We start from the raw sequence: 18,588 nt of genomic DNA on the forward strand, positions 1-18,588 counted from the left end.
CGCAGCGACCGCCAAATTTTACGTCCTGCCGCGCGCCGATGTCAGCAAAATATGCCGCGGCGCAGCGAAATGGCCGCGCCGGCCTCAGCCCGCCGGCAAACGCTGCCGCGCGGCGTCGATCTGGCGGCACAGCTGGCGGGCGCCGTCGGCCAGCCGCGGGCCGGGGCGGCTGATGCTGTCCTCGGTTAGCAGCGACAGGTTGCCCAGCGCCACCGCCGGCAGTTGCGGCCAACGTTGCCAGTACGCCAGCTGCCGTTCCTCGAACGCCAGGATCAGCTGCGGCCGGCGCGCCAGCACCGCCTCGACACTGACCTGCGGCGCCGGCACCGCGGCATCGGCAAACACGTTGCGGCCACCGCACAGCCGCACCAGGCTATCGACAAAACTCAAGCGGCTGACGCTGAACAAGGGCGTGTCGCCGACCTGCACAAAGGTCGCCACCGGCCGCGCCGACGCGTAGCGCTGCCGTAGGCTGGCAAATTGCTGCTCGAAGCGCGCCGCCTGTTGCGCCGCGCCGCGCTGCTGGCCGCTGAGGCGCCCCAGCGCGCGCATCTCGCGGGCGATGTCGGCCACGTTCTGCGGCGCACTGATATACAGCGGAATGCCCAGCGCACGCAGCCGCGCCAGCTCGCGCGGATGGCTGCCATCGCGCCAGGCCACCACCAGCTCGGGGCGCAGGCGCAGGATCGCCTCCAGGCTGATGCCGCTGTAACTGCCGACGCGCGGCAGCTGCCTGGCGGCCGGCGGGTGGTCGCTGTACTCGACCACCGCCACGATCTGCGCCGCGGCGCCGATCGTGTACAGCGTCTCCACCGCGTGCGGCACCAGCACCACGATGCGCCGTGCCGGCGCCGGCAACGTCACCGTCTGCCCCAGCCCGTCGGTCACCGACAGCTGCGCGGCGGCCGGCAGCGCCCAGCCCGCCAGCAACGCCAGGACTGGCCAGCGCCTCACGCCGGCGCCTTCAGCGGCAAAGGTTGGCCGCACGCCACCAGCGTCACCCGCCGGCACAGCGCGGCGACGTCCTGGTTCAGCCGCCCCAGCTCGTCGACGAAGTGGCGGGTCTCGGCGCCGAGCGGCACCACGCCCCAGCCGATCTCGTTGCTGACCAGCAGCACCGCGGCCGGTGTCGCGGCCAAGGAATCCAGCAGCGCGGCGCGTTCGCGCTGCCAGGTGTCGGCTTGGAACTGGCCGTCGGCGTCGAAAAAGCGCATCAGCCACATGCCGAGACAGTCGACCAGCAGCAGGCTGCCGGCCGTCCCCTGCGCCGCGATCACCGCCGCCAGCCCCGGCCCGACCTCGACCAGCCCCCAGGCCGCCGGACGGCGTTCGCGATGATGGGCGATGCGCGCGGCAAAGCTGTCATCGTCGCGCCGCTCGGCGGTGGCGACGTACAGCACCGGCCCGTCGTGGGCCAGCGCCAGCTGCTCGGCATAACGGCTCTTGCCGCTGCGGGCGCCGCCGGTGATCAGATGCGTGGTCATGCTCAACTCCTGCCGGAAATCAAAAACGACCTGCCCGGCTGGCGGGCAGTCGTGTTGCGTTACACACCGGGGCGGCGCCCGACGGGCTTACTGGGCGTAGCGTACGCCGACGAACCAGCCGCGGCGAGGCTGATTGTAGTTCTGTACCGTCTGATAGTCCTTGTCGGCGACGTTGCTCAGTCGCGTGTTCAGCTGCCAGTGCTTGTCGAGCTGGTAGTCGGCGCCGAGATTGAGCACGCCGTAGCCACCCAGCACCTTGTCGGCGCTGTTGTCGGCATCGTCGTAGCGGCGGCCACTGGCGCGCCATTCCGCGCTGAGGCGGGTGCGGTCCAACTGCCAGCCGGCCGTCAGCGCGCCGAACAGCTTGGCGTGGCGTGCCAGTAGCTTGCCGGAAGGCTGGCTGCGCGGCCGCTGCGAGGTGATGCTGCCGGCGAGGCTGAAATCGCCCCAGCTGCGGCCGGCTTCCAGCGTCTGGCCGGTGATGCGCGCCTCGTCGATATTGACCTGCAGCCCGTCGGTCGCCGATTTGCTGGCGATCAGGTTGTCGATCCGGTTATCGAACACGATCACGCTGAAGTAGTCACCCTGCTGCCGCCACTTCAGCGACAGCTCGCGGTTGCGCGCCTCTTCCGGACGCAGAGCCGGGTTGCCGTGATAGCTGGCGCCGGAGCCGCTCCAGTACAGCTGGTTGAAGGTCGGTGCCTTGAACGCGGTGCCGTAGGCGGCGCCGAGCAACCACTGCGGTGTCAGCGCATAGCCGTAGCCAAGCTGGCCGGTGGCCTTGTCGCCGAACTGCGAGTTGTCGTCGTGGCGCAGGCTGCCCTGCAGCCGGTGCGCGCCGAAGCTGCCCTGGTAGGCGGCGAACAGCGAATCCACGTTGCGGCGGGTGCCGTTGAAGCTGCTCAGGGTCTCGATCTGCTGCTCGGTGCGCGCCGCGCCGAGGCTGAACTGGCCGACGCCCTGCCACTGCACGTCGTGCTGCCACTGCCATTCCTGCTGGCGGGTAGCGGCAATCGCGGACGGCTTGCTGAAGTTACCCTTGGTAAAGGTGTGCTGCCGGTCATTGGTCTCGGCGTAGCGCAAGGTACTCTGCCAGTTGGCCCGCAGCTGGTTTTTCAGCTCGATGCTGTGCCCCTGCAGGCGCGTGCGCAACTCGTCCGCCTTGTTGACGGTGGCGTCGTAGGCGCTGCTGGCCTCGGTCTGGTACAGGTTCAGCCCCAGGCTGTGGCCGGCGGCCAGCTCGTGCTGCACGCTGGCGAGATAGGTGGTGTTTTCATAGCCGTCACGGTCGGGGTTGTACTTGCCCGGCTGGAAGCTGCGCGAGGAAATGCCGTCGGTACGGTTGTGCTCCAGCGCGAGGTTGAAGGCAGTGTTGCCGGCCTTGCCGGACAGCCCGGCGCCGCTGCTGCGCTTGTGTTCGGCACCGATGCCGGCATGGAAGCTCAGTGCCGTCCCGCCTTCGCCGCGCTTGGTGAAGATCTGGATCACGCCGCCGATGGCGTCGGCGCCATACAGGCTGGAGGCCGGGCCGCGCAGGATCTCAATCTTTTCGATCGCCGCCAATGGCAGGTGTTCCAGCGCGGTGGCACCGGTGGTGACCGAGGCGATGCGCATGCCGTCGACCAGTACCAGCACGTGATCGGCCTTGGTGCCGCGCAGCAGCAGGGTGGCGGACTTGCCCTCGCCGCCGTTGCTGTAGGCTTCCACCCCCGGCTGGCGGCTGAGCAGCTCCGGCAGGCTCAGGCTACCGGATTGCTCGATTTCCTCGCGACCGAGCACGGTAACGTCGGCCAGCACGCGGCTGAGCGGGATCGCGCTGCGGGTGGCGGTGACCACCACGGTCTCGCCAGTGGTGACGGGATTGGCGGCCACGGCGGCATGGCCGGAGGCCAGCGCCAGCAGCGCGGCCAGGGTTTTGTTGTCAAACATGAATACACACTCCGGGATGAGAAAAAGGGAGTGCGGAGAAATCAGGACCAAAAGACACGCGCGCCGGCCGTTGCGGCAGGCGAACTGTCAGCTCGCCTCCCCGCGATGCTCCAGCAAGACGCGATTCCGCCGCGTCTGTTGCAGGCCGGTCTCCGGGCTTGGTCATGCGGGGCAACGCCTTCCCGTCCCTGCGGGACAGTGGCGAGTGTTGCACCTGGGGCGCGCCATGCGCGCCCAGACCTTACCGTTGCGGGGGCAGCACCGGAATTGCACCGGCTTCCCAGTTTCACCCGGCGCGCTTGGGGCACGCCGGACACCTGCAGGGGCGGGATTATACCTGCGTGCACTGCACAATACGTACCCCGCTGCAATTTACCGCCACCAGCCTTCGCTGCGGGTAACGGCATGAAAAAGCCCCCGTTGCCTCCCGACGAGGGCGGCGACAGGGGCGGATCTAGCCAACCGGGGCGGCGGCCGGCCGTGAACGGCTTAGTAGTTGACCGTCAGCGAAGCCTGCACGTTGCGGCCGGCAGCCGGGTACAGATCGTATTTGCCGGTCGAGCCAGTTGAGCCGGAGCGAATACCGTAAGTAGCATAACGGCGATCAAACAGGTTGTTGACGTCCAGCGCCACGCTCAGCTGCTTGCTATAGCGGTGGCTGAACTTGGCGTTAAGCACGGTATAGGCATCCAGCTGCTTGTCGAACTGGTTCGCCTGGTCGTTGTCCAGCCGCTGCTTACCGACATACTGCAGCTGCAGGCCGATGCGGCTGGCCTCCTGCGGCAGCCAGCTCAGGCCCAGCGTGGCCAGCTGCTGCGGCACCATCGGCACCTCGTTGCCGGCCAGCTCGACGCCACCCGCCGCACCCTGACGGAAGGTCGCCTGCTGCCAGGTCAGGTTACCGTTCAGCTCCAGGTTGGCCGCCAGCTGACTGCGCCCTTCCAGCTCCAGGCCCTGACGACGGGTCGGCGCCAGATTGACGTTGCTGCCAAAGAAACCGACCAGCTTGTTGAAGTGGATTTCATTGGTCAGGTCGTAACGGAACCACGCCGCGCGCAGCGCCTGCCCCCCCTGCTTCCAGTCCAGGCCGATTTCCTTGTCCTGCGAGGTCTGCGGCAGCAATGGCGAGGACACATAAGCCTGCTCGTCGGCATTGGCCAGACGGAAGCTGCGGCCAACCTTGGCATACGCCTCCAGCTGGCCGGTCAGTGCCTGACGGGCGCCCAGCTGCCAGGCGTGCAGCTCCTTGTTGCTCTGGTAGCTATTGGCAAAACCGGTGAAATCGACGGCGCTGTCCTCGATACGCTGTGTACGACCACCGATACTGATCGAAGTCCCGGCCTGCGGACGTAGCAGCACGTCGGCAAAACCGCCAACATGGCGCTGGCGAATGCGGGTCGACAGCGTCGCGGGGCTGCCGTTATTCACGTCCATATCGCTCTGCAGCGTATCGACGCCGAACACCAGCCGGTGACGACCCAGCTCCTGCTCGTAACGCAAACTGGCCGACTGTTCGTCCAGATCGCGCTGCTCCAGCCAGCCGGAAGCCTCGGACTGCGACTGCTTCGCGCGCGTGGCCACATCCAGCGACAGCATGCCTTCGCCCAGCGACTGGCGCGCCTGCACGCCAAAGGCATCGGTCTTGATGTCCATGTAGTCGTTCGGCTTGCTGGTGCCGCGCGGATCATTGCCGAACTCGTCGACGCCGGTAGCCGGGTTGACGCTACGGGCACCCGGCATGCGCAAGTCCTGGTTGCTGCTGCGCGCATAGAGGCGCACGTCGCCGCCCTGGTGGCGCACGGTGGCCGTCAGGCCGGCGCTGTCGTTGCGCTCGGCACTGTTGGCACGGTAATTGTCGCTGCTCAGCGACTTCACAAAGGCATCCAGCGCCACCTGCTGGCCGCTGAGGTGGCCGGACAGATCCAGCTTTTTCAGGTTGTAGCTGCCGGCAGTCAGCGTGGCCTGCACGCCGTTGGCGGCCTTGAAACCGCTGCGGGTGATGATGTTGACCACGCCACCGGTAGCGCCGCCGCCGTAGGCCACCGCGCCGCTGCCGCGTACCACCTCGATGCGCTCGATCTCGCTCAGCGGCACCACGCCCAGGTTCGGCGCGAGCAGATCATTGGTGTTCTGCTTGACGCCGTCGATCAGGATCAGCGTGTTGCTGATGCCGGTCATGCCGAAGCCGCGCAGGTCGACCATCGCGCTGTCGGCGGAGCCGGTGTTGTTGAACACGTGTACACCAGCCAGCGTCGACAACAGGTCCTGCACCGTGCGCGCGGTGCTGTTGGCAATGTCGGCGGCGGTAATAACCGACACGTTGACCGGCAGGTCGCTGACCTTGTCCGGGCTGCGGCTGGCGGTGACCACCACTTCATCCAGCTGGGTCACGGGGGTCGCGGCCAGCGCCAGCGGGCTACAGGCCAGCGCGACCAGCGCGGCCAGGGGTTTGTTGTTGAACATGAATACACACTCCGGGATGAGATAAAGGGAGTGCGGAGAAATAAGGACATACACCGGCCGTTGCGGCCAACGTTCTGTCAGATCGCCTCCCCGCGATGCTCCAGCTAGACGCGATTCCGCCGCGTCCATTGCAGGCCGGTCTCCGGGCTCGGCCTTGCGGGGCAACGCCTTCCCGTCCTGATGGACAGTGGCGGTTGTTGCTCCTGGATCGCGCGGCGCGCGATCAGGCCTTACCGTTGCGGGGGCAGCGCCGGATTGTCACCGGCTTCCCGTTTCACCCGGCCTTGTCATTGACAGGCCGGACACCTGCAGGGGCGCAATTATACCCGTGTGCGCCGCACAAATCCCGCCGCGGCGGCAATTAGCTTATTCCTGCTCAAGACGGTTGCCAGCATGGGCGGCCCTGCCGTAAGGTCTGCCCCATTCGTTGTCAGGAGCCATCATGTCGCGCATTCCCCACCCAGATTTGTCCGCCCTCGCCGCCGCCCAGGCCCGCCAGCAACAGCTGACCAAACCCGCCGGCAGCCTCGGCCAGCTGGAAAGCCTGGCCTGCCAGCTGGCCGCGCTGCAGGGACGCGAGGTGCCGCTACCGCTGTCGCCGGCGATCACCGTGTTTGCCGGCGATCACGGCGTCTGCGCCGAGGGGGTGTCAGCCTATCCGCAGGCGGTGACCGGCGCGATGGTGGCCAATTTCGTGCACGGCGGCGCGGCGATCAGCGTACTGGCGCGCGTCAACCAGGCACGGCTGGAAGTGGTCGACGCCGGCGTGGCGGCCAGTCTCGACGGCCTGCCCATCGTGCACGCCAAGGTGCGCGCCGGCAGCGGCAATATCCGCCGCGAGGCGGCACTGAGCGCCGCCGAGGTGCAGCAGGCACTGGAGGTTGGCCGCGACGCGGCACGGCGTGCCATCGCCAGCGGCGCGACGCTGCTGATCGCCGGCGACATGGGCATCGGCAACACCACGCCGTCGGCGGCGCTGATCTGCCGCCTGACCGGCCACAGCGTGGACAGCATCGTCGGGCGCGGCACCGGTGTCGACGACGCCGGCCTGGCGCTGAAGCGGCAGGTGGTGGCCGACGCGCTGGCGCGCGTGGCGGCGGCCAAGCTGGACGGCCGCGCGTTGCTGGCCGAGCTGGGCGGACTGGAAATCGCCGCCATCGCCGGCTTCTATCTGGAAGGCGCGGCGCAGGGCGTGCCGCTGCTGCTGGATGGTTTCATCAGCACCGCCGCCGCGCTGGCGGCGCAGGCCATCGACACGGCGATCACGCCGTGGTTCATCGCCAGCCACTGCTCGCAGGAAACCGGCCACCAGCTGGCACTGGCGGCCCTGGGGCTGACGCCGCTGCTTGACCTCGGTTTCCGCCTCGGCGAAGGCTCCGGCGCGGCGACGGTGATCCCGCTGCTGCAACAGGCGATCGCGCTGCACGCCGGCATGGCCACCTTTGCCGAGGCCGGCGTCGCCGGCAAGTCGGAGCCGGCATGAATCCCTACACCCTCACCCTGCTGCGCCACGGCGACATCGACCACCAGGGGCGGCTGATCGGTCACACCGACCTGCCGCTGACCGAACGCGGCGCCGCCGACTTGGCCGCCAGCTGGCAGCGCATCGTGCGTCACGCGCCGGTGACCAGCATGGCCACCTCGCCGCTGCTGCGCTGTCGCGAATTCGCGGTGCAACAGGCGCTGGCCTGCGGCGTACCGCTGCAGGTGGCACCGCTGCTGGCCGAGTGCCACTTCGGCGCCTGGGAAAACCGGCCGCTGGCCGACATCGCCGCCACCACGCCGGACTGGCAGACGCTGCTGGCGCGCGGGCTGCTGACGCCGGAGGGCGGCGAATCGTTCGAGCAGTTCCGTACCCGGGTGCTGACCGGCTTCGCCGACTGGATGCAGCAGGCGCGCGGCAGCCACCGCGTGCTGGTCAGCCACGGCGGCGTGATCAACGTGCTGCTGGCCGAGCTGCTGGGCACCGACTTCAACGTGGCACGGCTGATGGCGGTGCAGCGCGGCGGCTTCGCGCAGCTGTCGATGCTGGAGGGCCATCCGGCCTACCTCACGCGGCTGGAAGCGCCGGATCACGGCGGCCACTGAGTTATCCACAGCCACGCCGGTTTCCGGAAGTTACCCACAACGCTCCCTCCTCGACGCCCCGACCATGCGCTCACTGATCCTCGCCGTGCAGTTCCTCACCCGCCTGCCCACGCCGCAATTGAAAACCTTCGACCCGGCGTGGCTCGCCGACGCCGCGCGCTGGTTCGCGCCGGTCGGCCTGCTGGTCGGCGCCGTGGTGTGGCTGGCCGTGCTGGCCGGCAGCCTGCTCGACCCGTGGCTGGGCGCGCTGCTGGGCCTGCTGGCCTGGCTGTGGGTCACCGGCGGCCTGCATCTGGACGGCCTCGCCGACCTCGCCGATGCGCAGGGCGCGGCACACCGTTCGCGCGAGCGCTTTCTGGAAGTGCTGAAGGACCCGCACCTGGGCAGCTTCGGCGTGATGAGCATGGCGATGCAGCTGATCGCCAAGCTGGTGCTGCTGATGCTGCTGCTGAAGTTCTCGCTGGCGGAGGCGGGGTTTTCCCAGGGTGCGCTTTATTCCCCGGATGCACCTGCGGCTTACCCGGGCTACCTGTCCGGGCTACCCATACTGGCCGCCAAGCTGGCACCGCTGCTGCTGGTGCCGGCGTGGGCGCGGCTGTTTACCGTGGCGTGGTCGGCGACGCTGCCCAGCCTCGCCGCCGGCAGCGGCGAGCGCTTCGCCTGGCGCACGCACTGGCCGTCGTTCTGGCTGAGCGCCGCGCTGCTGGCGACCGCTTCGTGGTGGCTGGCGCCGCCGCTGCTGCTGGCACCGCTGGCCGGGCTGTGGTGGTGGACATACCTAAAAAAGAAACTGGGCGGCATGACCGGCGATTGCCTCGGCGCCGGCATCGAGCTGTGCGAAAGCCTGCTGTTGCTGCTGTTGCTCGTCCCACACTGAACCGGCCCCCCATGAAAAAACCGCGCCCTGTCTGCACCCGGCGCGGTTTTGTGTTTGCGGCCAACGTTGGCCGCAGGCGGATGGCTTACAGCGTGCCGGCCACCTTCTTGTTGCGCATCAGGCACAGCATGTCACAGGCGATGTGCGCGGCGGCGATGGCGGTGATTTCGCTCTGGTCGTAGCTCGGCGCCACTTCCACCACGTCCATGCCGACGATGTTGAGGTCGCCCAGGTTGCGGATGATCTTCAGCGCCTGCGCGGTGGTGAGGCCGCCCGGTACCGGGGTGCCGGTGCCCGGTGCAAACGCCGGGTCGAGACAGTCGATGTCGAAGGTGACGTACACCGGGGCGTCGCCGATGGTTTTCTTGATCTCGGCGATGGTGGCATCGACGCCGTTGTCGTGCACCCACGGCGCGCCCAGCACGTTGAGGCCCATGAAATCGTCGTTCCAGGTGCGGATGCCGACCTGTACCGACTTGGCCGGATCGATCAGACCTTCCTTCACCGCCTTGTAGAACATGGTGCCGTGGTTGAGCGAATCCGGCTCGTCGTCGGGCCAGGTATCGCAGTGCGCGTCGAAGTGCAATAATGCCAATGGCTTACCATAATTCTCGGCGTGCGCGATCAACAGCGGGTAGGTGACGAAGTGGTCGCCGCCGAAGGTCAGCATCTTGGCGCCGGAGGCGAGGATGGTGCGCGCGTGTTCGATGATGGACGGCTTGATGGTCAGCGGGTTGTGCGCGTCGAACCAGCAGTCGCCGTAGTCGATCACCGCCAGGTCGTCGAACGGGTCGAAGCCCCACGGGTAGGGCTTCAGCTCGGCCAGCTGCACGCTGGCGGCACGGATCGCCTGCGGCCCCTGGCGCGCGCCGGAACGGTAGGTCACCGACAGGTCCAGCGGAATGCCGGACACCGCCACATCGACGCCGTCGAGGTTGCGCGTGTAGTTGCGGCGCATGAAGGACAGCACGCCGGCGTAGGTATTTTCGATGGAGGAGCCGTACAGGCTCTGGCGGCGAATGGCGCCGTCGCCCTTGATTTGATCGTCAGACATGTTCGCTCCGCAAGAAGAGCACGCCGCGGCGACGCGCCACGACGATTACCGTCCATCTGTACAGCCGACGGTTTGAGGCTGGCGCACCCCGCGGTGCGCAGCGCGCAGTGTGCCGCTTGTCTGGAGACAGAGCAAGTTTTGCCGTGGAATTAACTACTTAGCGAGAGACGTTCTCAATGAATCAACGCGATCATCATCCAGCCCCGCCAGGCGGCAAATACGTGCTGCCGTTTGCCTTCACCGCCACCACGCGCGCGTACTACCGGCTGTGGCTGGTCAATGTGGTGCTCACCATCGTCACGCTGGGGATTTACTCGGCGTGGGCGAAAGTCCGCACCCAGAAATACCTGCTCGGCCACACCACGCTGGATGGCGGGCGCTTTGATTACCACGGCAAGCCGATCGCCATCCTGAAGGGCCGCCTCATCATGCTGCTGGCGCTGGCGGCGTGGACGTTTTCCGAAAGCCTGCCGCTGCTGCACGCGGCCATCGCGCTGCTCGCCATTGCCGCCGCGCCGTGGCTCGGGGTGCAGGCGCTGCGTTTCCGGCTGGCCAACACCAGCTGGAACCAGATGCGCTTCCGTTTTAGCGGCAGCAGCGCCGACAGCTATAAAGCCTTTGCCAAAAGCTGGGCGCTGCTGATCCTGAGCCTCGGTCTGGCGTGGCCGTGGGCGACGCAGATCAAGCAGCGTTTTATCGCCGGACATAGCACGCTGGGACAGGCCAAGCTGCAGCTGCAGCCCTGCGCCGGCGCGCTCTATCGCGCGGCGCTGGGGAGCACGTTGGCCGCAGTCTGCTATCTGCTGGGAGCCGGCATTATCGGAGGGATCATCTGGCAGGTGGCCACGCTCAGCGGTTTCGCGCACGGCATTGCCGTGCAGTTTGGCCGGGCGACGCTGACGCAACTGGACATCGTCTTCTTCGCCATGCTGGCGGCGCTGTGGACGATGGCCACACTGGGCTATGCGCGCATGGCGATCAGTCGCGTGCTGATCAACCACACCTCGCTGCAGCTGGTGACACTGGAAGCGCGCCTGGTCTGGTCGCTGCCCAGCCGCCAGATGCTGGGGCTGCACTTTTCCAATACGCTGGCCCTGTTGCTCAGCCTGGGACTGGCCTGGCCGTGGATACGCATCCGTACCCTCCGCCTTCAGCTGCAGTCGATGTCCCTGCTCAGCAGCAGCGATATGTCGGCACTGCCGCTGCACACCCCGCTTAACCAGCTGGACGACGCCCGTGGCGACGAACTGGCCGAGCTGATGGCGCTGGATCTGGGATGGTGACGATCAAGGCCTTATGGCGCGACGGCAAAACGCCGCAGGCGCAGGCGGCCAACGTTGGCCGCATCGACGACGAGCTGTTGCTGCTGCGCGATGGCCGGCAATACCGCTATCGCCTGGCCGATATCCGGCTGGAAGCCGGCGTCGCCGATCTGCCGGACACGCTGCAGCTGCCGGATGGCAGCACGCTGGAGGTAGCCGACCGCATCGCCATCCGCCGCCTGATCGGCGGGCTGTCCTGGGGCGACCGCAGCGGCCACTGGCTGCAACAAAGCTGGCGCGCGCTGGCCGGGCTGGCACTGCTGGCCATCGCGGCCCTGTGGCTGGGCTACCGCCATCTGCTGCCGCTGGCCGCCGGGGCGCTGGCGCCGCTGGTGCCGGTAACGGTCGAGCAGGCGCTGGCGGACAGCACCCTGCAGTGGCTGGATCAGAGCGGTGCCATCGGCCCCAGCCGCCACGGCGAGGCACGGCGTGCGCGGCTGCAGCAACAACTGCAGGCGCTGCTGCCCGACAGCCGCTACCGCTACCGCCTGCTGCTGCGCGACGCGGCGGTCATCGGCCCCAATGCCTTTGCCCTGCCCGGCGGCACGATCGTCGTCACCGACCAGTTGCTGGCGCTGATCCAGCGCAATGACGAGCTGCTGGCCATCCTCGCGCACGAGGCAGGGCACGTCGAAGCGCGGCACGGCCTGCGCAGCGCGCTGCAATCGTCCGGCCTGCTGCTAGCGCTGAGCCTGATCACCGGCGATGCCAGCAGCGCGCTGCTGGTGCTGCCGGTCTCGCTGGCCAATGCCGACTATTCGCGCGCCCACGAGCGCGAAGCCGACCGCTTTGCCTACGCCCGCCTGCGGGCACACGGCCTGTCACCGTGCCTGCTGGGTTACAGCCTGCAACGCATCGAAGCCGCCACCCACCCGCAGGCCGCCGCCGACGAAAACAGCCCCGGCAGCTGGTTTGCCAGCCATCCGGACACCGCCGCGCGCAGCCAGCCGGACGGTGTGCGCTGCCCGCCGCTGCCGGACTGAACGCCCCGCGCCTGGCGGGCAGGCTGACGGGGATGACACCTCGCCGGCAGCGCTGCGGCCAACGTTGGCCGCAAAAAAACAGCCCCGCAGTCGCGGGGCTGTTGTCCTTCGCGGCGGTGCCAGCGGTTTAGCTGCCGATCACGCCGCCGTTCAGCTTGCGCACCACCACCGTGCCGGCACGCGGACGGCCGGCGTTGGCGCCGTCCGGCCAGCGCGAAATCGCGGTCGGCTTGGCCGGGTCGTTGCGCTCGGAATCCGGCTCGCCCGGGTGCTGGATGTTGACGAACATGGTCTTCATGTCCGGGGTGAACGCCAGGCCGGTGATCTCGCAGCCTTTCGGGCCGACCAGGAAGCGGCGGAATTCGCCGGTTTCCGGCACCACCGCCACCATCTGGTTATTGCCCATGTCCTGGTATTCCTTCATGTTCACCGTGGAGGTGGACACGTCGGTCTGTACCCACAACACGCCGTTGTGGTCGAATTTCAGGCCGTCCGGGCTGCCGAAGGCGTCACCCTTGATGTTGCCGACATGTTCCGGCTTGGCCGCGTCGGGACGGCCGGCCAGCACGAAGATGTCCCACTTGAAGCCCAGGGCGGCGGCATCGCTACCGTTTTCCTGCCAGTGCAGGATGTGGCCGAACAGGTTGCCGTTGCGCGGGTTGGCCGCATCGGCCCCCGGCTTGCCGTCCTTGCCGCGGTCGCTGTTGTTGGTCAGCGTGCAGTACACACTGCCCGGACGACGCGGATCGACCGCGATCCATTCCGGACGGTCCATCTTGGTGGCGCCGACCTTGTCGGCGGCCAGGCGCGCCATGATCACCACTTCGCCCTGGTCGGCAAAGCCGTTCTCGGCGGTCAGCCCGTTCTGGCCGTGCACCAGCGGCAGCCACTCGCCGGCGCCGTCGGCATTGAAGCGCGCCACGTACAGCGTGCCTTCCGACAGCAGGCCCATATTGGCCTTGCGGTTCTTGGCGTTGTACTTGTTCCTGGACACGAACTTGTAGATGTATTCGAAGCGCTGGTCGTCGCCCATGTACACCACGGCATGGCCGGACGGGGCGATGGTGACGGTGGCGCCTTCATGCTTGAAGCGGCCGAGCGCGGTGTGCTTCACCGGCTTGGCGCTGGCGTCGAAGGGGTCGATCTCCACCACCCAGCCGAAGCGGTTGGCTTCGTTCGGGTTCAGCTGCAGGTCGAAGCGGAAGTCTTCCACCGCCCAGTTGTAGCCGGCGCCCTTGTTGTTGATGCCGTAGCGCTTCTCGTTGGCGGACAGGGTGCCGGAGTCGTTGACGAAGTAGCCGTCCCAGTTCTCTTCGCAGGTGAGGTAGGTGCCCCACGGCGTCTGGCCGTTGGCGCAGTTGTTCAGCGTGCCGAGGATTTCCACGCCCTTCGGGTCGGCCTCGGTCTGCATCAGCTTGTGGCCGCGAGCCGGACCACTGATCGCGATCGGGGTGTTGGCATGGATGCGGCGCGCGTATTTCGACGGCCGTACCACGCGCCAGCCCTTGCCGGTGTCTTCCACCTCGATCACCGACACGCCGTGCGCGTGCTGCGATTTCAGCACCTTGTCGGCATTCCACTTTTTCATGCCGTCGACGTGCAGCAGGCCGTCGTCGGTGTATTCGTGGTTCATCGCCAGCAGGCCGTGCTTGGAGCCGGCCGCGGCCAGCGGCAGCGGGAAGTAGCTCATGCCGTCGTGGTGCATGCCGGCCTGTACCGCCTGCTCGGCGGCGCTGTTGGACGCGTCCTGCTTGAACGCCGGCATATTGCCCTTGATGCCGACCGGGTCGCCCCAGGCGTACAGCACGTCGGCGCTGTAGCCTTCCGGCACCACCACGCGGTCATCGCTGGAGAACGGGATCGACTTGAAGCCCAGCAGTGGCGTCTTCTTGGCGAACGGCACGCTGGCGGCTTCGGCCAGGGTGGCGAAGCTGCCCGACAGCATGCCGGCCACACCGAGGGCACCGGTGCCCTGCAGCAGGCTGCGGCGGGAGAAGCGGGCTTCCAGCACCTCGGACAGCGCCGGGTTGGCACAGGTGTTGGAGGTGTCATCGACACCGTATTGTTTGTATTTGTAGCTGTCGGACATGATAAACCTCGTGGCGGCATGCGTTTGTTGACCGCGCCTACCTTAAGGCAGTCCCGTGACAGCCAGATCACGAAACCATGTCACTTAGATGACAGATTCATGTCTTTTCACGCGGCACGGCGCTGCGACTGTGCCGCCACCAGCGCCAGCGCAGACGCAGGTCGTACCACAGCGGGCGCAGGCCGAGCACGAACAGGAACAGCGCCAGCGGCACGCTGAAGCCGTAGCCGAGGTAGCTGAAGCCGAGTGCGCCGACCAGGCCGCCGACGAAGAAGGCGCCGAGGATCAGCAGGTAGATCTGCAGCCGCTCGCGGTTGGCGTGCACCTGCGCCACCTTGCTGCTGCGGTCGCGGTTGAAATAGCTGGCGCGGGCCAGCTCGATGCCTATGTCGGTGGCGATGCCGGTCATATGGGTGGAGCGCAGCAGGCCGCCGGACAGCTTGGTGACGATGGTGTTGTGCATGCCCATGATGAAGCACAGCAGCAGCACGATAGGCGGCGCGAAGAACGCGGGTGCGATCGCCAGCGCGGCGCCGGACACGCCGAACAGCAGCAGCAGCAACGACTCCTCGATCAGCGACACGCCGTAGCCGCTGCGCAGGCGCTGCCGCCGCGCCCAGTTGATCAGCCACGCGGCGTGGGCGGCGCCGGCGATGAAGGCCAGCAGCGCGGCCAGTGCGGCCAACGTTGCCGACACGTCGCCCAATACCAGATTGTCCGCCATCGACGACACCACGCCGGACACGTGCGAGGTGTAGCGCTGCACCGCGAGAAAGCCGCCGGCATTGAGCGCGCCGGCGATGAAGGCCATCGCGCCGCCCAGCAACCAGGTCAGCGGCTCGCGGTACAGGCTGCGGGTGGCAACGCGCTGGTCCAGCAGCCGGGAAAAGTGTTGTCGATGCATGGCGGGCCAAAGAAAAAGGCAGACCGCACGGTCTGCCTCGGGTTCGCGATCAGCTGCAGGCGCGCAGCGGGATGCCGGGCAACAGCCGCTGCTGCAGCGCACGCAGCTTGTCGGCCTGGGCCGCGTCCAGCGCGCGGAAGCTGAGGGTGGTGAGCTGGCTGCGTTCGCTGCGGGCATCGACCCTGGCCTTGTCGTAGCCGGCGGCCTTCAGCCGCATGACCAGTGCCTGCGCAGCCGCCTCTTTCGAGAACAGGCCCAACGACAGGTGGCCGCTGAACTCGCCCTCGGTCTTGACGATGTAGCTGTCGAAACCCTTGCCTTTCAGCTCCGCCACCAGCGTCTGCGTTTCCGCCTTGGTCGCCAGCGGCGGGTAGAACACCCACACCCGGCCGGAGCCGCGCGCTTCTTCCTTGACGCTGCTTTGCGGCGCGGTGGCCAGCTTCAGCGCCGGCAGCCCGCCCTGCACCCGTGCCAACTGCTTGGCGTCCAGCGCGCCCCACGCCAGGCACTGCCCGGCCGCGACCGGTTTGGCCGCCGGCGTGAGCTCAACCTTGGCCACGGTCGGCGTGTCGGTCTTGAGCGGTGCCGCCGGCTTCGGCATGACCGGCTTCTGTACGGCTGGCTGGCTGGCGAGGGTTGCCGGCAGTGCCGCCGCCGGGGTAGCGACGCTGGCGTCGAGATTGTCGGGCAGCGCGGTGACGGCGCTGGCTTCCGGCTGCACCAGCGGCGCGGACGCCGGACTCCAGCTGGCCGGCAGGATGGTCAGCTGTGCCGCATTGATGTCCTGCGCGCCGATGTCGGCGGCCGGTTTCTGCTTCAGCACACCATAGAGGCCGACCAGCACGTTCAGTACCACCACGATTACGAGAAACCACTTCATGAGCCGTCTGCCACGCTTGCTAATCCATAGATGACGAGATTATCCACCATCCGCGTGTCCGGCGGGAGGTGCGGCTGCAACAAAGCGGCATCGCCGCCGGTGAGCAGCAGCAGCGGCGACCGGCCGGTGCGTGCGGCCAACCTTTGCTGCAGGCGCTGGATGGCGCCGCACAGCGCGTCGATGGTGCCGGAGGCCAGCGCATCCTCGGTACCCTGCGGGAAGGCGCAGGCCAGGCCGGCGGCCCGGTCGAGATTGGCGGTATTCTGCGCCAGGCTGGCCAGCATCAGCCGGTAGCCGGGCAGGATCAGGCCGCCGAGGTAGTCGCCCTCGGCGGTCAGCGCCTCCACCGTCAGCGCGGTGCCGGCACTGGCGATTACCACGTCCTGTGCCGGATAGCGCTGGCGCGCGCCCAGCACCGCCAGCCAGCGGTCGGCGCCCTGCTCCGCCACATTGCGGTAGTGATTGCGCACCCCGAACGCCGCCGCCTGCGCGCGCTGCCACTGCACCGGCAGCGGCGCCGCCGCCTCGATCGCCTGCCGCACCGCATCGTGCGCCACGCTGGCGGCCAGCACCGCGCTTAGCGGCAGCGCCGCCCACGGCGCGGCCAGGGTGGCGATGTCGGCGTGCGCCACCGCGCCCTGCAGCTGCAGCTGCCTGCCGTCCCACAGCGCCCACTTGAACGCGGGTGTTGCCGGCGTCGATCAGCAGCTTCATGGCGCCGCTCGCAGGCTGACTTCGCCGACATGGAACACGCGGCGGCCGGCGGCGCCGTCGACCAGCAGCGCCCCGCTGTCGTCGACGCCGACGGCGACACCGTCGGCTGGCTCGCCATGACTGAAGCTGAGGCGCACCGGCTGGCCGATGAAGGCCGCCAGCTGGTGCCACTCGTCGCGGAAGGCGGCAAAACCGTCACGATCGAACTGGCTCAGCACCTGTGCCAGCTGGTTGAGCAGCGCCGCCAGCAGTGCATTGCGGCCAACCTTGCAACCGGCATCGGCGAGATTGGCCACCGGCTGGTCCACCTCGCCCGGCGCCGCCACGTTGAGGCCGATGCCGATCACCACTGCCGCCGGTCCCAGCGCATCGCCGGACAATTCGATCAGGATGCCGGCCAGCTTGCGGCCGTCGAGCAGCACGTCGTTCGGCCATTTCAGCGCCACCGGCACGCCGAATTCGCGCAAGGCGCGCACGATGGCAATGCCGACCACCAGCGACAGCCCGGCCAGACCGGACAGGCCGCGATCAAAGCGCCACAGCAAGGAAAACGTCAGCCCGGCACCAAGCCGCATCTGCCAGCGCCGCCCCAGCCGGCCGCGACCGGCGGTCTGCCGCTCTGCCGCCAGCACCAGGCCGTGCGGCGCGCCCTGCGCCGCACGCGTGGTGAGCTGGGTATTGGAGGAGTCGATCTCGTCGGCCAGCGCCAGCGTGAACACGTTGGCCGCACGCTCGTCCAACCCGGCGCGCACCGCAGCTACCTCCAGCAGCGAGAACGGTGCCGGCAGGCGGTAACCCTGGCCGCGCACGCTGAACACGGTCAGGCCGAATTCGTTCTCCAGATGATGCACTGCCTGCCACACCAGAGTGCGCGAACAGCCGAGCTGCTGCGCCATCGCCTCGCCGGAGTGGAAACGGCCGTCGGCCAAGGTGCGCAACACCGAAAACGCCAGGTCTTTCATTGGCCGTCCACGGTCCGGATTTTCTTGATGGTGGCGGTGGTCGAGGTATCGAACAGGAAGGGAATGGAGTGCACCTCGCCGCCACGGGCCAGCGTTTCGGCGCTGCCAACGATCTTGTCCACCGTCCAGTCGCCGCCCTTGACCAGCACATCCGGCTGTACCAATTCGATCAGCTCGGCCGGGGTGTCGCTGTCGAACCAGGTCACCAGGCTGACGCTTTCCAGTGCCGCCAGCACCGCAGCGCGGTTCAGCTCGTTGTTGATCGGGCGGTCGTCACCCTTGCCCAGCCGCTTCACCGAGGCATCGCTATTCAGCCCCACGATCAGGCTTCCGCCCAGCGCGCGCGCCTGCGCCAGATAGGTCACATGGCCGCGGTGCAGGATGTCGAAACAGCCATTGGTAAACACGATCGGGCGCGGCAGTGCGGCCAACCTTGCGTCCAGTTGCTCGGCGGGACAGATTTTTTCTTCAAACTGGGGAGTCGGGTAAGCCATGCGGTTCCTTTGCTGCGGCCACGACGACACGCGGCCCACCATACGATAAGCGGCAAGGATACCATTGCCGCCACGCTTGCCGCAGTGCCAATGCCATGCAAAAAGCCCAGACACAGGGTCTGGGCTTTTTTGTGCGCCGCGGAATGTTCCGCAGCGCTAATGGGGCTCTGGCAATGTCCTACTTTCACACCCGCAATGGGCACTATCATCGGCGCTAAAGTATTTCACGGTCCTGTTCGGAATGGGAAGGCGTGGTACTACTTCGCTATGGTCACCAGAAAAACTGGTCGTTTACCGGCATTCGGCGGGTAAACCAATGCCCTGACCATCAGGTCAGGGCATCTG

At 67.6% G+C, this 18,588-nt stretch carries 16 protein-coding genes, 1 rRNA gene and 2 riboswitches; of the genes, 5 read left to right on the forward strand and 12 right to left on the reverse strand.

What is annotated here, in order from left to right; translation table 11 throughout:
- Nucleotides 1-84: 84 nt before the first annotated feature.
- The 4 genes from ACG97_RS14040 to ACG97_RS14055 all read right to left on the reverse strand — a co-directional run bounded on the left by ACG97_RS14040 (nucleotide 85) and on the right by ACG97_RS14055 (nucleotide 5,876).
- A complete protein-coding gene (locus ACG97_RS14040; RefSeq protein ID WP_047968002.1) occupies nucleotides 85-954 on the reverse strand; it encodes a cobalamin-binding protein in 870 nt (289 codons plus the stop codon).
- Nucleotides 951-1,484 (reverse strand): bifunctional adenosylcobinamide kinase/adenosylcobinamide-phosphate guanylyltransferase, encoded by a 534-nt coding sequence (cobU, locus tag ACG97_RS14045; protein ID WP_047968003.1) that lies wholly within the window; start codon nucleotides 1,482-1,484, stop codon nucleotides 951-953. Before cobU ends, ACG97_RS14040 begins: the two co-directional genes overlap by 4 nt.
- 87 nt (nucleotides 1,485-1,571) lie before the next feature.
- Nucleotides 1,572-3,413, reverse strand: coding sequence for a TonB-dependent receptor domain-containing protein (locus ACG97_RS14050; protein WP_047968004.1), 1,842 nt, complete (start codon nucleotides 3,411-3,413; stop codon nucleotides 1,572-1,574).
- Between the two features lie 125 nt (nucleotides 3,414-3,538).
- Nucleotides 3,539-3,749, reverse strand: a riboswitch (cobalamin riboswitch).
- A gap of 153 nt (nucleotides 3,750-3,902) precedes the next feature.
- Entirely contained in the window at nucleotides 3,903-5,876 is a 1,974-nt protein-coding gene (locus ACG97_RS14055) for a TonB-dependent receptor (protein WP_047968005.1), read from the reverse strand.
- 115 nt (nucleotides 5,877-5,991) lie between these two features.
- Nucleotides 5,992-6,201: riboswitch (cobalamin riboswitch) on the reverse strand.
- 117 nt (nucleotides 6,202-6,318) lie between these two features.
- Between ACG97_RS14055 and cobT the strand changes: the two genes are divergently transcribed.
- The 3 genes from cobT (at nucleotide 6,319) to ACG97_RS14070 (ending at nucleotide 8,841) form a co-directional block, all read left to right on the forward strand.
- Nucleotides 6,319-7,359, forward strand: a complete 1,041-nt coding sequence (cobT, locus tag ACG97_RS14060; protein WP_047968006.1) for a nicotinate-nucleotide--dimethylbenzimidazole phosphoribosyltransferase — start codon at nucleotides 6,319-6,321, stop codon at nucleotides 7,357-7,359.
- Nucleotides 7,356-7,964 (forward strand): histidine phosphatase family protein, encoded by a 609-nt coding sequence (locus ACG97_RS14065; RefSeq protein ID WP_047968007.1) that lies wholly within the window; start codon nucleotides 7,356-7,358, stop codon nucleotides 7,962-7,964. Before cobT ends, ACG97_RS14065 begins: the two co-directional genes overlap by 4 nt.
- Nucleotides 7,965-8,028: 64 nt before the next feature.
- On the forward strand, nucleotides 8,029-8,841 hold the full coding sequence (locus ACG97_RS14070) for an adenosylcobinamide-GDP ribazoletransferase (RefSeq protein WP_047968008.1): 813 nt from the start codon (nucleotides 8,029-8,031) through the stop codon (nucleotides 8,839-8,841).
- Between the two features lie 85 nt (nucleotides 8,842-8,926).
- On the opposite strand, the gene speB is transcribed toward ACG97_RS14070, so the two are convergent.
- Nucleotides 8,927-9,895 carry an agmatinase gene (speB, locus tag ACG97_RS14075; RefSeq protein ID WP_047968009.1) on the reverse strand — a complete coding sequence of 323 codons (969 nt, stop codon included), beginning with the start codon at nucleotides 9,893-9,895 and terminating at the stop codon, nucleotides 8,927-8,929.
- Nucleotides 9,896-10,071: 176 nt separating this feature from the next.
- Between speB and ACG97_RS17005 the strand changes: the two genes are divergently transcribed.
- Nucleotides 10,072-11,178: a YjgN family protein gene (locus ACG97_RS17005; RefSeq protein ID WP_053068187.1), complete on the forward strand. Its 1,107-nt coding sequence runs from the start codon at nucleotides 10,072-10,074 to the stop codon at nucleotides 11,176-11,178.
- Nucleotides 11,172-12,200, forward strand: a complete 1,029-nt coding sequence (locus ACG97_RS14085) for a M48 family metallopeptidase (protein WP_053068188.1) — start codon at nucleotides 11,172-11,174, stop codon at nucleotides 12,198-12,200. The genes ACG97_RS17005 and ACG97_RS14085 overlap by 7 nt, the downstream gene beginning before the upstream one ends.
- 127 nt (nucleotides 12,201-12,327) lie before the next feature.
- On the opposite strand, the gene ACG97_RS14090 is transcribed toward ACG97_RS14085, so the two are convergent.
- The 7 genes from ACG97_RS14090 to rrf all read right to left on the reverse strand — a co-directional run bounded on the left by ACG97_RS14090 (nucleotide 12,328) and on the right by rrf (nucleotide 18,522).
- The gene (locus tag ACG97_RS14090; RefSeq protein ID WP_047968010.1) at nucleotides 12,328-14,289 is read right to left on the reverse strand and encodes a PhoX family phosphatase; all 1,962 of its coding nucleotides are present in this window, start codon (nucleotides 14,287-14,289) and stop codon (nucleotides 12,328-12,330) included.
- 97 nt (nucleotides 14,290-14,386) lie between these two features.
- A complete protein-coding gene (locus tag ACG97_RS14095; RefSeq protein ID WP_047968011.1) occupies nucleotides 14,387-15,193 on the reverse strand; it encodes a YoaK family protein in 807 nt (268 codons plus the stop codon).
- Between the two features lie 49 nt (nucleotides 15,194-15,242).
- Entirely contained in the window at nucleotides 15,243-16,073 is an 831-nt protein-coding gene (locus tag ACG97_RS14100; protein WP_047968012.1) for an SPOR domain-containing protein, read from the reverse strand.
- Nucleotides 16,070-16,705, reverse strand: a complete 636-nt coding sequence (locus ACG97_RS14105) for a type III pantothenate kinase (RefSeq protein ID WP_238377344.1) — start codon at nucleotides 16,703-16,705, stop codon at nucleotides 16,070-16,072. The genes ACG97_RS14100 and ACG97_RS14105 overlap by 4 nt, the downstream gene beginning before the upstream one ends.
- 78 nt (nucleotides 16,706-16,783) lie before the next feature.
- Entirely contained in the window at nucleotides 16,784-17,749 is a 966-nt protein-coding gene (locus ACG97_RS14110) for a biotin--[acetyl-CoA-carboxylase] ligase (RefSeq protein ID WP_047968013.1), read from the reverse strand.
- A complete protein-coding gene (rfaE2, locus tag ACG97_RS14115; protein ID WP_047968016.1) occupies nucleotides 17,746-18,243 on the reverse strand; it encodes a D-glycero-beta-D-manno-heptose 1-phosphate adenylyltransferase in 498 nt (165 codons plus the stop codon). Before rfaE2 ends, ACG97_RS14110 begins: the two co-directional genes overlap by 4 nt.
- Before the next feature lie 165 nt (nucleotides 18,244-18,408).
- Nucleotides 18,409-18,522 (reverse strand): 5S ribosomal RNA (rrf, locus tag ACG97_RS14120).
- Between the last annotated feature and the right edge of the window lie 66 nt (nucleotides 18,523-18,588).

The sequence above is a fragment of the Vogesella sp. EB genome, assembly GCF_001037925.1.
Taxonomy (GTDB): Bacteria; Pseudomonadota; Gammaproteobacteria; order Burkholderiales; family Chromobacteriaceae; genus Vogesella; species Vogesella indigofera.

Coding starts and splice junctions, on each gene's coding strand:
- ACG97_RS14110 (WP_047968013.1), bottom strand. CDS start 17,749: ATGAAAGACCTGGCGTTTTCGGTGTTGCGCACCTTGGCCGACGGCCGT.
- ACG97_RS14090 (WP_047968010.1), bottom strand. CDS start 14,289: ATGTCCGACAGCTACAAATACAAACAATACGGTGTCGATGACACCTCC.
- ACG97_RS14055 (WP_047968005.1), bottom strand. CDS start 5,876: ATGTTCAACAACAAACCCCTGGCCGCGCTGGTCGCGCTGGCCTGTAGC.
- cobT (WP_047968006.1), top strand. CDS start 6,319: ATGTCGCGCATTCCCCACCCAGATTTGTCCGCCCTCGCCGCCGCCCAG.
- ACG97_RS14070 (WP_047968008.1), top strand. CDS start 8,029: ATGCGCTCACTGATCCTCGCCGTGCAGTTCCTCACCCGCCTGCCCACG.
- rfaE2 (WP_047968016.1), bottom strand. CDS start 18,243: ATGGCTTACCCGACTCCCCAGTTTGAAGAAAAAATCTGTCCCGCCGAG.
- speB (WP_047968009.1), bottom strand. CDS start 9,895: ATGTCTGACGATCAAATCAAGGGCGACGGCGCCATTCGCCGCCAGAGC.
- ACG97_RS17005 (WP_053068187.1), top strand. CDS start 10,072: ATGAATCAACGCGATCATCATCCAGCCCCGCCAGGCGGCAAATACGTG.
- cobU (WP_047968003.1), bottom strand. CDS start 1,484: ATGACCACGCATCTGATCACCGGCGGCGCCCGCAGCGGCAAGAGCCGT.
- ACG97_RS14065 (WP_047968007.1), top strand. CDS start 7,356: ATGAATCCCTACACCCTCACCCTGCTGCGCCACGGCGACATCGACCAC.
- ACG97_RS14085 (WP_053068188.1), top strand. CDS start 11,172: ATGGTGACGATCAAGGCCTTATGGCGCGACGGCAAAACGCCGCAGGCG.
- ACG97_RS14100 (WP_047968012.1), bottom strand. CDS start 16,073: ATGAAGTGGTTTCTCGTAATCGTGGTGGTACTGAACGTGCTGGTCGGC.
- ACG97_RS14095 (WP_047968011.1), bottom strand. CDS start 15,193: ATGCATCGACAACACTTTTCCCGGCTGCTGGACCAGCGCGTTGCCACC.
- ACG97_RS14050 (WP_047968004.1), bottom strand. CDS start 3,413: ATGTTTGACAACAAAACCCTGGCCGCGCTGCTGGCGCTGGCCTCCGGC.